Below are 13,772 nucleotides of genomic sequence, written 5' to 3' on the forward strand. Positions count from 1 at the left end.
TTCACGTGTTGCCACGCCGTCATGAGCCGTGCGTTCGATGCGCTGTCGGCACTTGAATTGCGCGCGCTCATCGTGGCTCGACACATTTCTCCTGTAGAGCTGGTCCAGCGCGCGCTGCAACGCATCGAGGAAACGGAACCCCACATCAACGCCTTCGCCCACGTCGATGCAACCTCGGCGCTCATCGCTGCGCGAGAGGCGGAACGCAAGGTGTTGGCCGGCGAGCCGCTCGGTCTGTTGCACGGGTTGCCGGTGTCGGTGAAAGACCTGCTGGCCGTCGCGCACATGCCTTGGAGGTTCGGCTCGTGGACAGAGGGCGACCGCGTTGCAACCTTTGATTGCCCGGCCGTCGAGCGCATCCGGGCGCAGGGCGGCTGCATTCTTGGTAAAACCACCACCAGCGAGTTCGGCTGCAAAGCGGTGGGCGACTCCCCACGGCACGGGGCGACGCGCAATCCTTGGGACCTTTCGCGCACGGCGGGCGGCTCCAGCGCGGGGGCGGCCGCCAGCGTTGCCTGTGGTGTCAGCGCGCTGGCGTTGGGCACCGATGGCGGCGGCTCGGTGCGGATTCCCGCCGCGATGAATCGGTTGGTCGGTTTCAAACCCAGCCTCGGCAGGGTGCCCTTCTTTCCCGCCGCTGCCACCCCCTCACTGGCGCACATCGGCCCCCTGACGCGCACCGTTCGCGACGCCGCGCTCTTGTTGCAGGCCGTCTCGGGTTTTGATCCCCGTGATCCCCACTCACTGTCCGATCCCGTGCCGGACTTTCTTAAGGCTTGCGAACGCCCATTGGGACGCCTGCGCATCGCCTGGTCGCCCACCTTGGGCTACGCAAAGGTCGATCCCCGCGTGCTGGCCGTGGCAGAGCGTGCAGCCAAGGTCTTTAACGCTCTAGGCTGTGAGGTGGAGGAGGTGTCGTGGACGCTCCCCGATCCCCATCCGCTCTGGGCCGAGGCCTTCTACGGCGGAGTCGCTCAGCGTCTTCGCGACGCCATGACCACTTGTCCCGACCGGCTGGACCCCGCCGTGCTGCCTTTTCTGCAAGCCGCTTCGAGACAGTCGCCCGTTGGAGGAGAGGTCTTGGCGCAACGCCGTGCGGGCGTGGATCAAGCACTGACGAGCCTGTTTGCTCAGTACGATCTGTTGCTGACTCCGACGCTGCCCATCAGCGCTCCGCCGGTGGGACCAAGCATTCCCGAAGGCCATGAAGATCGGGACCCCATCGGTTGGTCCTACTACACGTATCCGTTCAATCTCACTGGCCAACCCGCTGTTTCAATTCCCGCCGGCCAGACCGTCGAGGGGCTGGCGGTGGGGTTGCAACTGATCGCGCCAATGCACCACGAAGCGCTTCTGTTCAGCGCCGCCGCGGCTTTCGAGCAGGCTCAGCCATGGGCGCGGGAACTTCCACTGGCCCATCTGTAGAGGATGAAAGCCCTGTCCAGCTGAGTTAGGCTAGCGCAGCCGTTTTTACCGACACTCACGCGTCTGGCGCCCTGCCCGACGAACATGACCGCTGAGCGTTATCGCCTCTAAGCCAGACCTCTATGACCCTCGACTCGACCGCAAAACTGACCCACGACTCGCCCGTGCCGCTCTACACGCAGCTGAAGGAATACCTTCGCTCGCGCATTCTGGACGGCACTTTTCAGCCGGGCAGTCGCATGGGATCGGAAAGCGAACTGGGTGCCACGTTTGGCGTCAGTCGCATCACGGTGCGGCAGGCGTTGGGCGATCTGCAAATGGAAGGGCTGATCTTCAAAATCCACGGCAAGGGCACCTTCGTCTCCAAGCCCAAGGCGTTTCAGAACGTCACGTCCCTCAAAGGGCTGGCCGAGGCGCTGGCGGATTCGGGCTACGAAGTCGTGAACCGGTTGTGCGGCTTCGACTACGTGCCCGCCGACGCGACAGTGGCCCAGCGACTGCAGTTGAGCGAAGGCGACACGGTGCTGGAGATCCAACGGGTGCGATTGGTCAATCGTGAGCCCGTCTCGCTGGAAATCACTTACCTGCCCGAGACCGTCGGGCGCCGACTGGGATCGGCCGACCTTGCGACTCGGGACATCTTCCTCATTCTGGAAAACGACCTCGACATCTCCCTCGGCCATGCGGACCTGGCCATCGACGCCATTGAAGCCACTGCGCACATGGCCGCTGCGCTGGGTCTCAAGACTAAAGCGCCGATCATGCGCATCGAACGGCTGACCCATACCGCTGAAGGACAGCCGCTGGATTTCGAATACCTTTATTACCGGGGTGACGCGTTCCAGTACCGGTTGCGGATCGATCGGTAACCGTCGCCTGTCGACGATCATCAGATAACGTACGAAACAGACACCTGCCCCGTTTCTCCCAGCTATGCTAGCCAAGCAGTGATTTGGCCAGCACACGTTGGGTGACAGGGAGGTGGTGAGCAGATGCAGGACGAGGCGCTGGAAATCCTGGTGGTCGACGACCAGGAGGAAAATCTGGAAGAAATGCAGGAGCTGCTTGAAGAGCTCGACAGAACCGTTCGGTGCGTCGATTCCGGGGCCAAGGCGCTGACGTGCATGGCATCCGGCAAGATCGGCCTGGTGCTGATGGACGTGCAAATGCCGGGGATGAGTGGCTTCGAAGTCGCCCGCCGAATGCGTGAAGATCCCAGCACCCGCTTCACCCCCATCATTTTCATCTCCGGGATGCGCCAGACCGACGAGGTGCTCGATCAGGGCTATTCGGCCGGGGCGGTCGATTTCATGACCAAACCGGTGCAGCCGACGATGCTGATCCACAAGGCGCGGGTGCTGCTGGAGCACGACCGTTACCGTCGAGGATTGCTGCAAACCGGTCGGCAACTGGAGCGGGAGCGGGCGTTCAATGCCTCGATTCTCGACAACACCGCCGAGGGCATCATGGTGGTGGGCAGCGACGGCCTCATCCAGTTCGCCAATCCGGCGATCACCCACATGCTGGGGTGTCAGGATGACGAACTGCGAGGCACGCCCTTGCTCGACTGGATCGAGACACCCCACGACGAAGACTGGCAGACCTCGGTGTGGCTCGACCATTTCCAGCGCGGCGAAAGGCTTCGGCTGCACGACGCGAATCTGCGCAATCGCGAAGGGCAAAGCATCCCGGTCGCACTCTCCTGTTCGCCTCTGTCTCAAGGGCAGGACGCAATGACCCTGCTGGCGCTGGACATGTCGGCAGTGCGCGAGCTTCACCACCAACTCGAAGTCATGACCATCACCGATGCACTCACGGGATTGCTCAATCGCCGTGGGTTCGTGCAAGCGTTGCAGGCGGCCATTTCCCGCAATCAACGGACCGGCAAGATGAGCGCGTTGCTGTACCTGGACCTCGATGGCTTCAAGCAGATCAACGATCAATTTGGCCACGACCGGGGCGATGACGCGCTGCGTTGGGTCAGCCAGCAACTGCAAGGCTGTCTGCGGCCCTACGACCGGCTGGCGAGAATCGGCGGCGACGAGTTCACGGTCATCATCGAAGGTGTGAATGGCCCCGAGGACGCGGCAGCGGTGGCCGAAAAACTCATCACCCAAGTGTCTGCCGAACAGACCCGCTTCCGCCTGGGGGCCAGTATCGGCATCGCCTGCCTGCCGGAGAGCGGAAGCACCATTGAAGACCTGATGCGCGCGGCGGACTCGGCGATGTACGACGCCAAGCGGCGCGGCAAGGGGCAATTCCGATTCGCCCCCGACGCGTAGATAGCGTCAGCCCGACCGTTCCAGATACGCGCAAAACATGTCGGACATGGCCGTCGCGTACGCCTCGATTTCCACCTCGGTTCTCGGCGTTTGTGAAAACGCCTTGCCCACTTTGCTCATCGTGGCCGTGATCAGTTCCCCGACGCGTTGCCGATGGGCGTCATCCGCGTCTGGCAACACCTCTTGCATGAATCGGACAATCGCCTGCTCACCTTTTTGCCGGGTCTCGCGGGCTTCCGGAGCGTGACGATAGAGCGGGGCGGCGTCATCGAGGGCCACACGCATGTCGGCCTCTTCGCATTCCGAGCGGAGGAATGCGTGGACAAGGTTTCGCAATCGCTGCAAAGGCGGCGTGGCGCTGTCCTCCAGCAGGCGGCTGAGCATGTCGGTGGTTTGCTTCCACTCGTCACTTTGCAAGCGGAACAGAATCGCGGCTTTATTCGGAAAGTACTGATAGAGCGATCCGATGCTCACCCCGGCCTTCTCGGCCACCCGGGCGGTGGTGAAGCGGGTCGCGCCTTCTTTGGCCAAAACCTGAACAGCGGCCTGAAGAATGATCGATACCGACGCTTCGGAGCGGGCCTGTTTGGGCTGTTTGCGCAGGGAAATCGCGGGTTTGCGGGAATCGGTCACGGCGGCTCCGGAATGCGATTATCAAATGTGAGTGATTGATCGCATTCTATTCCGGCGATGTGATTTGCGCATCGTTCACACCGGAGAATCCCATGAATACATTGACCACTCGCCCTGTTGCCCCACTCTTGGAACGTCTGTTCGCGGCGGCTGACGAGCAATCCCCGAGGAACAGCCCGGAGCTGTCCACCCTGTCCCAGGAAGATCTTTCGCGCCTGATGCGCAGCAAAACCGATTATCTGGAGTTCTATGGTCGTCTCAAGGATTTTCCACTGGCCGTGTCCCGCGAAACCGGCGCCTTGCTGTACATGCTGGCGCGCAGTTGCAAAGCCCGCATGGTGGTCGAATTCGGCACCTCGTTCGGCATTTCGACCCTGCACCTGGCGGCAGCCCTGCGTGATAACGGCGGCGGTCTGTTGATCACCAGCGAGTTTGAATCGTCCAAGGTCGCCCAGGCGCGGGACAATCTGGTTGCAGGCGGTTTGCTCGATCTGGTGGAAATCCGCGAAGGCGACGCCCTGAAAACGTTGGGCCAGGACCTGCCGGACTCCATCGACCTGGTGCTGCTCGACGGCGCCAAGGCGCTCTACCCGGAAATCCTGAGCTTGGTGGAAAGCCGCCTGCGTCCCGGCGCGCTGATCATCGCTGACAACGCCGATTACGCCCCGGATTACCTGGCACGGGTGCGCTCGGTGGAGCAGGGGTATCTGTCGATCCCGTTTGCCGATGAGGTCGAGCTGTCAATGCGCCTGGGCTGAGGCGCGGCCGTCGGTAAGTGAACGCTCAACAGGTTACGTGATACATTCGCCGCCGCTTTGCGCCACCTCCTGCCGGGGCCTTCCAGACGAGGGTGTCGAGCCTGAGAAAGTGCGCGGCGAGATCTCACCGATGCATGCGCCATGACGCGTGCACGGGGCTGGAAACTTCATGACCGTGAGGGTTTTCCGCTCCCTTTGTTGCCTGTTGTTCAGGTGTAAACTCGACGTTCGCGCTTACGCGCATTCAGGTCCTGCGAACATGACACAGATTTCCGAACGCCTTCTGGTGCAGGCGCATCTAGACGCCAAACAGCCCAAACCCCTGACCCCGGAAGAGGAAGCCGAGTACCGACGCCTGATCGCCGCCGAGCTCAAGGCCCAGGACGCGGTGCTGGTCGCCCACTATTACTGCGACCCGGTGATTCAGGCGCTGGCCGAAGAGACGGGCGGTTGTGTGTCCGACTCGCTGGAAATGGCCCGCTTCGGCAAGAATCACTCGGCCAAGACCGTGCTGGTGGCCGGTGTGCGATTCATGGGCGAAACGGCGAAAATCCTGACCCCTGAAAAACGCATTCTGATGCCGACCCTCGAAGCGACCTGCTCGCTGGACCTGGGCTGTGGCGTCGATGAGTTCACCGCGTTCTGCGACAAGCACCCCGAGCGCACAGTCGTGGTGTACGCCAACACTTCGGCGGCGGTCAAAGCCCGTGCAGACTGGGTCGTGACCTCAAGCTGCGCGCTGGAAATCGTCGAAAGCCTGATGGACAACGGCGAGACGATCATCTGGGGACCGGACAAGCACCTGGGGCGCTACATCCAGCGAGAAACCGGCGCCGACATGCTGCTGTGGGACGGCGCGTGCATTGTCCATGAAGAATTCAAATCGCGTCAGCTGGAAGACATGAAGGCGCTGTACCCGGATGCGGCCATTCTGGTGCACCCGGAATCGCCGGAATCGGTGATCGACCTGGCCGACGCAGTGGGCTCCACCAGCCAATTGATCAAGGCTGCACAGACCCTGCCGAACAAGACCTTCATCGTGGCCACTGACCGCGGCATTTTCTACAAGATGCAGCAGCTGTGCCCGGACAAAATCTTCATCGAAGCCCCCACCGCCGGTAACGGCGCGGCCTGCCGCAGCTGCGCGCACTGCCCGTGGATGGCCATGAACACCCTGGCGCGCACCCTGCAATGCCTGCGCGAAGGCACCAACGAAATCTTCGTCGACCCGGCGATCATCCCCCAGGCCGTCCGGCCGTTGCAGCGGATGCTGGATTTCACCCAAGCGGCGCGGCTCAAACTCTCAGGCAACGCGTAAGAAGCAGCTACGAGCTGTAAGCTACAAGCTACAAGCTGCAAGAGAAAGCAGCGCAAGATTCGAGTCCCTCGCCGGAAGCAAGACCGCAGCGAATCTGCTTTTTCTTGCGGCTTGAAGCTCGGAACTCGCCGCTGCTCCCCCCTAGTTCATGAGTTCTTTGACGGCCTTTTCTTGGGCGATGATTTCCTGCTGCCGCGCGTCGATCCTTGAGGCCAGCTGGAAGTTGTTGTTCGCCCGACGTTTGGCGAATTCCAGCTGCTGAACGGCTTGTTTGAAGTCACCCATCAACGCGAAATACTCGGCGCGGGCCTGGTGCGAACCGATGGTATTGCCCGAGAGACCACGGGCGTCGGCTACCTGACTCCAGATGTCCGGGTCGTCGGAGCGACTTTTGAGCAGCGTTTCAAGAGCTTTCAGCGCTTCCGGCGCTTTGGACTGTTTGAGCAGCACATCGACCTTGGCCTGATTCAGCGGGTAATCGTCCGGGTACAGGTCCAGCATCCGGTTCACCCGCTGCTGCGCGTCGGGGAACCGGTTGTTGGTGATGTCCAGGTTGATCAAGGCCAGGTTGTAGGTGATGTTGTCCGGCGCCTTCTCGATCAGCGGCTTGAGGCTGTCTCTCGCTTCGTTCAACTGACCGGCTTTGGTTTGCGCCAGCGCGAGGCCGTAGCGGGCGGCGTCGTTTTTCGGGTTTTCGGCCATTTGCGCACGGAAGCGCTTGGCGGCCATGCCCGGTGTTTCTTCATAAACCAGCACGACCCGCGCGCGCATCAACTGGTAAGTGAGGCTGTCCTCCTTGCCCCCCGGTTTGGCCTGTTCGGCACGGTTGCGGGTGTCGGCGATACGGGATTCGGTCACCGGGTGACTCATCAGGAACTCCGGCGGCTTGGCATCGTAGCGGTATTGACGGGCCAGACGCTCGAACATGGTCGGCATGTTGCGCGGGTCGTAACCGGCTTTCTCCAAATTCATGATGCCGATGCGATCAGCCTCGGCCTCATTCTGCCGGGAAAAACGCGCTTGTTCCTGAATCGCCGCAGCCTGTGTCCCGGCAATGGCAGCGATACCCGCGTCACCCGCGCCTGCCACGGCCATGACGATACCGGCGAGCATGGCGGCCATTACCGGCACCTGCATGCGTTGTTGCGCCTGAACACCACGGGCGAAGTGGCGTTGCGACAAGTGAGCCAGCTCGTGCGCGAGCACCGCCGCGTATTCGCCCTCGGTTTCGGCGTGCAGGAACAGACCGCCGTTGACGCCGACGATCCCGCCGGGGGCGGCGAAGGCATTGATTTCGGGAGTGTTGATCAGGATGAATTCAAGCCGGCGATCCTGCACCTGACTGGTTTCAGCGAGGCGGTAGACCGACGTCTCGACGAAATCCTTCAACTGCGGATCGGACAATTGAGGCACTTGCGCGCGAAGCAGCCCCAGCCATGCGCGGCCCAGGTCGTGCTCCTGTTGCGGCGAAACAATGGATGAGCTGGCGTCGCCGAGTGAGGGCAGGTCGTCCGCGAACGCAGGGGTCGCCAGCAGGCATGCGAGCGTCAGCAGTGTGGGGCGCAGAAAATTCATGCACGAAACTCTGAGACAGAAAGGCGTTACTGTAGCTGGCTCAATGGCTTGCTGACCAGAGTGGGGTATTCTTGCAAACTTGTAAGAAGATTCTTCAGCCAGCGCCATTTTCTGTGCGATTTGATGTGTCTACCCGGAGAGAAAAGATGTCTGACGCTGTAGGTCGCCCCGCGACGAGCGATGCCGAGCTGGACGCCAGTGGTCTGAATTGCCCGCTGCCGCTGCTCAAGGCCAAGATGGAACTCAACCGTCTGGCGAGCGGCGCGGTGCTCAAAGTGACCGCTACCGATGCGGGTTCGCAGCGTGACTTCCGCACCTTCGCCAAGCTGTCTGGCCATGCGCTATTGCATGAAGAGGCCGCTGACGGCGTTTATCGGTACTGGTTACGCAAGGCCTGACCGTTTTTACCCCATCGCTTACTCCCCTTTTGCCCCAAAGGTTCATCGATGTTCAAAGTGCTTCGCGACTGGATGCAGCGTTACTTCTCGGATGAAGAGGCCGTTGTGCTGGCGGTGCTGTTGGTTCTGGCGTTCACGGTTGTTCTGACCTTGGGGGGCATGCTGGCACCTGTACTGGCAGGGCTGGTATTGGCGTTTCTGATGCAAGGCATGGTGGTGCAACTCGAACGCCTGCGCATGCCGGAAGGCGGCGCGGTGGGGTTGGTTTTCGCATTATTCATGGGCGCGCTGGCGCTGTTTCTGCTGGTGCTGGTGCCGTTGCTCTGGCATCAGCTGATCACCCTGTTCAACGAGTTGCCGGGCATGCTCGCCAAATGGCAGTCGCTGCTGTTGCTGCTGCCGGAGCGTTATCCGCATCTGGTTTCAGATGAGCAAGTCTTGCAGGCGATCGAAGCGGCCCGTGGCGAAATCGGCAAGTTTGGTCAATGGGCGCTGACGTTCTCGTTGTCCAGCCTGCCGTTGCTGGTCAACATGATGATCTACCTGGTGCTGGTGCCGATTCTGGTGTTCTTCTTCCTAAAGGACCGTCGGATGATTGGCCGCTGGTTCCGAGGGTACCTGCCTCGCGAGCGTACGTTGATTACCCGCGTCGCCGAGGAAATGAACCGGCAGATCGCCAATTACATCCGTGGAAAAGTCATCGAGATCTTCATCTGTGGCGCGGTGACTTACATCGCCTTCGTCACGATGGGCCTCAATTACTCGGCGCTGCTGGCGATGCTGGTGGGGATTTCCGTGGTAGTGCCTTATGTCGGCGCTGTCGTGGTGACAGTGCCCGTTGCGTTCATCGCACTGTTTCAATGGGGCTGGAGCGATCAGTTCATTTACCTGATGGCGGTCTACGGGATCATTCAGACCCTGGACGGCAACGTGCTGGTGCCGCTGCTGTTTTCGCAAACCGTGAGCCTGCACCCGGTCGCGATCATCTGCGCGGTGCTGCTGTTTGGCGGGCTGTGGGGATTCTGGGGGATTTTCTTCGCGATCCCGCTGGCGACCCTGTTCAAGGCCGTTCTGGATGCATGGCCACGCAATGAACCGACGGTGGCGCCGTTGTTGTAAGGCCTTGCAGTTAGTCCTGTAGGAGCGCGCTTGCCCGCGAATGGGTTGTGTCAGCGACGAATGTGTTGCAAAGACACCGCATTCGCGGGCAAGCGCGCTCCTACAGGTTTGGCGCAATGCCTCAGCCTTTATTCAACGCCTGCGCCGCTTCCAGCACCACATCCACATGCCCCGGCACTTTCACGCCACGCCATTCCTTGCGCAGCACGCCGTTCTTGTCGATGAGGAATGTGCTGCGGTCAACGCCCAGGTATTCCTTGCCGTACAGCTTCTTCAACTTGATCACGTCGAACAGCTGGCACAGCGATTCGTCCTTGTCCGAAATCAGTTCGAAGGGGAAATCCTGCTTGGCCTTGAAGTTCTCGTGGGATTTCAGGCTGTCGCGGGACACACCGAAGACAACGGTGTTGGCGGCCTTGAATTCGGCGTATTGATCACGAAAGCCCTGGCCCTCGGTGGTGCAGCCGGGGGTGCTGTCTTTGGGGTAGAAATAAATGACCACTTGCTGACCCTTCAGCGCCGACAGGCTGACGGCCTGATCGCTGGTGGCCTGAACCTGAAAGTCGGCAACGAGGGTGTCCAGTTCTACAGCCATTGGGGTTTCCTTACATCGGTGCTTGCGGGCGCCATGGTTCGATCAGCGCATCGAGGTTGAGGGCATCGGCGAAATCCAGGAACTGATCGCGCAGCCAGCTGATTTGCGTGCCGGCCGGCAGCGTCACGGTGAACGTCGCGTTGAGCATCGTGCCCCCGGTCTGCGGCGCCTGGTAGGTGTCGCAGATCAGGTTTTCCAGCTCGACGTTGTGGTCGATGAAGAACTGGCACAGCTCATTGATGATGTCCGGACGGTACGCCGAGCTGACGTAGGCCACGTAGGGCAGGGCTTCTGGACGGCTCTCCAGGGTCGCGCTGCGTACCACATTGACGGTGAAGTCGTGTTTCTTCGACAGGTTGGGCAGGCCGGTCTCAAGGCGGGCCAGTGCGTCCCAGCTGCCGGAGACCTGCAGGATCAGGGCACTGCATTCGCCGTGGCGAGTGAGGCGCGAGCTGACCACCGAGCAACGGTTTTCATGACTGGCGCGGCACAGGACGTTGGTCAGCTCCATTGGGTTGGCGCCAAGGGCACTGATGACAAGGAATTGTTCGCGAACTGTGGGGATGGACGACATGCAGCATTCCTAAGCGATGAGCGGTCGGTACATTCTTGGCTTGTGCGGCGGGTCCGGCGAACGAAACACTCGCAACATCGACCCGGGCCGTTGCCGTTCGCGGCCGACGTGAGCCAGTCACATCGAGCGGGAGCGGGGCTGGAGCGGGTTTTGTAACGACGAAAGCGATCAGTCGAACGAGCTGCGCAGATGACCAGTACCGATCAAAGACAGAAGGGTAGCGAAAACCGTCGCTCAGGGGAATGCTCGCCTTGTGCAAGGATCATGGCGCCAGTACCATTACCGCTCTCTTTTTCCGGCAGGAGCGGTTTGCATGATTGCGGGCAGTATGGTGGCACTGGTCACACCTATGGATGCACAGGGGCGTCTTGACTGGGACAGCCTGAGCAAACTGGTGGACTTTCACCTGAAAGAGGGCACCAATGCCATTGTGGCCGTCGGCACGACAGGTGAATCCGCGACGCTCGACGTCAACGAGCACATTGAAGTGATCCGTCACGTCGTCAAACAGGTCGCGGGCCGTATCCCGGTCATCGCTGGCACGGGCGCCAATTCCACCCGTGAAGCGGTCGAGCTGACCCAGAACGCCAAGGACGCTGGCGCCGACGCCTGCCTGCTGGTGACGCCGTACTACAACAAGCCGACCCAGGAAGGCCTGTACCAGCACTTCAAGCACATCGCCGAAGCCGTGGACATTCCGCAGATCCTCTATAACGTGCCGGGTCGCACTTCCTGCGACATGAAGGCCGAGACCGTGATCCGTCTGTCCAAGGTCAAGAACATCATCGCCATCAAGGAAGCCACGGGCGACATGCAGCGCGCCAAGGATATCCTGGCCGGTGTCGACAGCGATTTCCTGGTCTACTCGGGCGACGACGCCACCGCAGTCGAGCTGATCCTGCTCGGCGGCAAGGGCAACATCTCCGTGACCGCCAACGTCGCCCCGCGCGACATGGCTGACCTGTGCAAGGCCGCTATCGCCGGTGACGCCACCACCGCCCGCGCGCTCCACGAAAAACTGATGCCGCTGAACAAGACCCTGTTCATCGAATCGAACCCTATCCCTGTGAAATGGGCTCTGCATGAAATGGGTTTGATGCCGGACGGTATCCGTCTGCCGCTCACCTGGCTCAGCGAGTCCTGCCACGAGCCGGTACGTCAGGCCCTGCGCCAGTCCGGCGTATTGGTTTAATGAGGAAGCACTACGCAATGAAGCGACTGGCCGGACTTTCCGCACTAGCCCTGATTATCTCCAGCACCAGCGGTTGCAGCTGGCTGTTTGGCCAGGACGGGTACTTCCGTGATCGCAGCAGCGATTACCTGGAAGCGACCCAGAAACCCCCGATGCAATTGCCGGAAGGCGTCCAGGAAGCCAAACGCCTGGACCCTCTGCTGCCGATCCCGCGTAACGTGGCCGACGACACGCAGAAGGGCGAGTTCAACGTACCGCGTCCGCAGCCGCTGTCCACTGTCCAGGATTCCGGTGATTACACCCTGCAAAAGAGCGGCGACAACCGCTGGATTCTGGCCCAGCGCGCCCCGGCCGAAGTCTGGCCAGTGGCTCACCAGTACTTCGAAGACAACGGTTTCCGCATCGCCGAAGATCGTCCGCAAACCGGTGAATTCAACACCACCTGGCAGCGCATGGACGAACTGTCCGCTGCCGTGGCCAAGCGCATGGGCGGCACGGGCGACAGCGCCAGCACCGAAACCCGCGTGCGCGTTCGCATCGAACCGGGCGTGCAGCGCAACACCAGCGAAGTCTACATCGTCAGCGTTCAGCGCCCGGCCGGCAGCAGTGAAGACCCTGCGTTCCCGTCGCGCAGCACCAACGTGGGCCTGGATTCGGTCCTGACCGACGACATGCTCGCCAGCCTGACCCGCACCGCCGAAAAGGGCGGTTCGGTCTCGTTGCTGGCTGCACGTGACTACGACACCCCAAGCCGTGTCGCCCTGAGCGAAGACGGCAGCGGCAACCCGGTCCTGAACCTGGGCGCCGACCTCGATCGTGCATGGTCCAGCGTGGGCCGTGCCTTGAATCAGGGTGACTGGCGCGTTGAAGACATCAACCGCAGCCTGGGCCTGTACTACATCAACCTGGCAGAAAAGGCCGACAAGCCTGAGAACAAGCCAGGCTTCTTCGGCCGCATGTTCGGCAGCGAAGAGACCAAGGAACAGAAAGAAGCCCGCGCGGACCGTTATCAAGTTCGCCTGAGCAAGGTCGGTGACAACGTCCAAGTGACCGTTGAGAAGAACATCAACACCGTCGCGCCGGTCGAAGTCGCCCGCCGCGTGTTGAGCGTCATTCAAGACAATCTCGGTTAAGTGCGTTTCGCGGTTCTGGGCAGCGGCAGCCGGGGTAACGGCACGCTGGTTGCGAGCAACGACACGTACGTGCTGGTCGATTGCGGTTTCTCCCTGCGGGAAACAGAGCGTCGGCTGGACAGGCTGGGCATCAGCGGCCAACAGTTGAGCGCCATTCTGGTGACCCACGAACATGCCGATCACGTGCATGGCGTGGGTTTGCTGTCTCGGCGCTACGACGTGCCGGTCTACCTCAGCGACGGCACCTTGCGCGGCATGCGCAAGCCGGTTGACGCGGGTATCCGGCTGACGGGCGGGCAGGGCGTGCAGATTGGCGACCTGAGCATCGATGTGGTCTCCGTGGCTCACGATGCGCTGGAGCCGACACAGTTCGTCTTCAACAACGGGCGCAAGCGATTTGGCCTGCTGACCGACCTGGGGTCGTACTGTCCGTCGGTGCTCGACAGCTATCGCGGACTGGATGCCCTTATGATCGAGTCCAACCACTGTCGCGACCTGCTCGCACGCGGGCACTACCCCTACTTCCTGAAACAGCGGGTCGGCGGGGAATACGGGCATTTGAACAACCATCAGGCCGCGGGTCTGGTGAACGAGCTGGGATGGCACGGCCTGCAACACCTCGTGCTGGCCCACCTGAGCAGCAAGAACAACCTGCCGCAGCTGGCCCGGCAATGTTTCGTCGACACCCTCGGGTGCGACCCGGACTGGCTACAATTGGCCGATCAGGATTCAGGGCTCGACTGGCGTGAAATCGCCTGACGTCCCGTACA

General features: G+C 61.4%; 14 protein-coding genes. 10 read left to right on the forward strand and 4 right to left on the reverse strand.

Translation table 11 applies throughout. The features are described 5' to 3' along the window. Positions 1-21: 21 nt before the first annotated feature. The 3 genes from AAEO81_RS08310 (at position 22) to AAEO81_RS08320 (ending at position 3,707) form a co-directional block, all read left to right on the forward strand. Positions 22-1,425 (forward strand): amidase family protein, encoded by a 1,404-nt coding sequence (locus AAEO81_RS08310; RefSeq protein ID WP_341962830.1) that lies wholly within the window; start codon positions 22-24, stop codon positions 1,423-1,425. 122 nt (positions 1,426-1,547) lie between these two features. Beyond that, positions 1,548-2,294 carry a GntR family transcriptional regulator gene (locus AAEO81_RS08315; RefSeq protein WP_166596344.1) on the forward strand — a complete coding sequence of 249 codons (747 nt, stop codon included), beginning with the start codon at positions 1,548-1,550 and terminating at the stop codon, positions 2,292-2,294. 123 nt (positions 2,295-2,417) lie between these two features. Further along, positions 2,418-3,707 carry a diguanylate cyclase gene (locus AAEO81_RS08320; protein ID WP_341962833.1) on the forward strand — a complete coding sequence of 430 codons (1,290 nt, stop codon included), beginning with the start codon at positions 2,418-2,420 and terminating at the stop codon, positions 3,705-3,707. A gap of 6 nt (positions 3,708-3,713) precedes the next feature. On the opposite strand, the gene AAEO81_RS08325 is transcribed toward AAEO81_RS08320, so the two are convergent. Beyond that, entirely contained in the window at positions 3,714-4,340 is a 627-nt protein-coding gene (locus AAEO81_RS08325) for a TetR family transcriptional regulator (RefSeq protein WP_341962835.1), read from the reverse strand. Positions 4,341-4,432: 92 nt separating this feature from the next. Here AAEO81_RS08325 and AAEO81_RS08330 point away from each other — a divergent pair, with 92 nt between their 5' ends. Together AAEO81_RS08330 and nadA are read left to right on the forward strand one after the other, a co-directional pair. After that, positions 4,433-5,098, forward strand: a complete 666-nt coding sequence (locus tag AAEO81_RS08330; protein WP_341962837.1) for a class I SAM-dependent methyltransferase — start codon at positions 4,433-4,435, stop codon at positions 5,096-5,098. 259 nt (positions 5,099-5,357) lie between these two features. Beyond that, positions 5,358-6,416 (forward strand): quinolinate synthase NadA, encoded by a 1,059-nt coding sequence (nadA, locus tag AAEO81_RS08335; protein WP_341962838.1) that lies wholly within the window; start codon positions 5,358-5,360, stop codon positions 6,414-6,416. Between the two features lie 141 nt (positions 6,417-6,557). Here nadA and AAEO81_RS08340 read toward each other — a convergent pair whose 3' ends face one another. Further along, positions 6,558-7,991 (reverse strand): M48 family metalloprotease, encoded by a 1,434-nt coding sequence (locus AAEO81_RS08340; RefSeq protein ID WP_341962840.1) that lies wholly within the window; start codon positions 7,989-7,991, stop codon positions 6,558-6,560. Between the two features lie 146 nt (positions 7,992-8,137). Between AAEO81_RS08340 and AAEO81_RS08345 the strand changes: the two genes are divergently transcribed. Together AAEO81_RS08345 and AAEO81_RS08350 are read left to right on the forward strand one after the other, a co-directional pair. Continuing rightward, positions 8,138-8,389: a sulfurtransferase TusA family protein gene (locus AAEO81_RS08345; protein ID WP_166596350.1), complete on the forward strand. Its 252-nt coding sequence runs from the start codon at positions 8,138-8,140 to the stop codon at positions 8,387-8,389. A gap of 48 nt (positions 8,390-8,437) precedes the next feature. Beyond that, a complete protein-coding gene (locus AAEO81_RS08350; RefSeq protein ID WP_166596351.1) occupies positions 8,438-9,508 on the forward strand; it encodes an AI-2E family transporter in 1,071 nt (356 codons plus the stop codon). Between the two features lie 121 nt (positions 9,509-9,629). Here the strand turns inward: AAEO81_RS08350 and AAEO81_RS08355 are convergent, their stop codons facing one another. Both AAEO81_RS08355 and AAEO81_RS08360 read right to left on the reverse strand, forming a co-directional pair. Then, positions 9,630-10,103 carry a peroxiredoxin gene (locus AAEO81_RS08355; protein WP_341962842.1) on the reverse strand — a complete coding sequence of 158 codons (474 nt, stop codon included), beginning with the start codon at positions 10,101-10,103 and terminating at the stop codon, positions 9,630-9,632. A 10-nt stretch (positions 10,104-10,113) separates the two neighbouring features. Continuing rightward, positions 10,114-10,677, reverse strand: a complete 564-nt coding sequence (locus AAEO81_RS08360) for a glycine cleavage system protein R (protein ID WP_166596353.1) — start codon at positions 10,675-10,677, stop codon at positions 10,114-10,116. Positions 10,678-10,990: 313 nt separating this feature from the next. On the opposite strand from AAEO81_RS08360, the gene dapA reads away from it, so the two are divergent. From dapA to AAEO81_RS08375, 3 genes are read left to right on the forward strand one after another with little or no spacing between them, the layout of a single operon-like run. Beyond that, the gene (dapA, locus tag AAEO81_RS08365; protein ID WP_166596354.1) at positions 10,991-11,869 is read left to right on the forward strand and encodes a 4-hydroxy-tetrahydrodipicolinate synthase; all 879 of its coding nucleotides are present in this window, start codon (positions 10,991-10,993) and stop codon (positions 11,867-11,869) included. Between the two features lie 17 nt (positions 11,870-11,886). After that, positions 11,887-13,002, forward strand: coding sequence for an outer membrane protein assembly factor BamC (bamC, locus tag AAEO81_RS08370; protein ID WP_341962844.1), 1,116 nt, complete (start codon positions 11,887-11,889; stop codon positions 13,000-13,002). Beyond that, positions 13,003-13,761 carry an MBL fold metallo-hydrolase gene (locus AAEO81_RS08375; RefSeq protein WP_341962845.1) on the forward strand — a complete coding sequence of 253 codons (759 nt, stop codon included), beginning with the start codon at positions 13,003-13,005 and terminating at the stop codon, positions 13,759-13,761. Positions 13,762-13,772 lie beyond the last annotated feature (11 nt).

The sequence above is a fragment of the Pseudomonas sp. RC10 genome (assembly GCF_038397775.1).
Lineage (GTDB): Bacteria > Pseudomonadota > Gammaproteobacteria > Pseudomonadales > Pseudomonadaceae > Aquipseudomonas > Aquipseudomonas bambusae.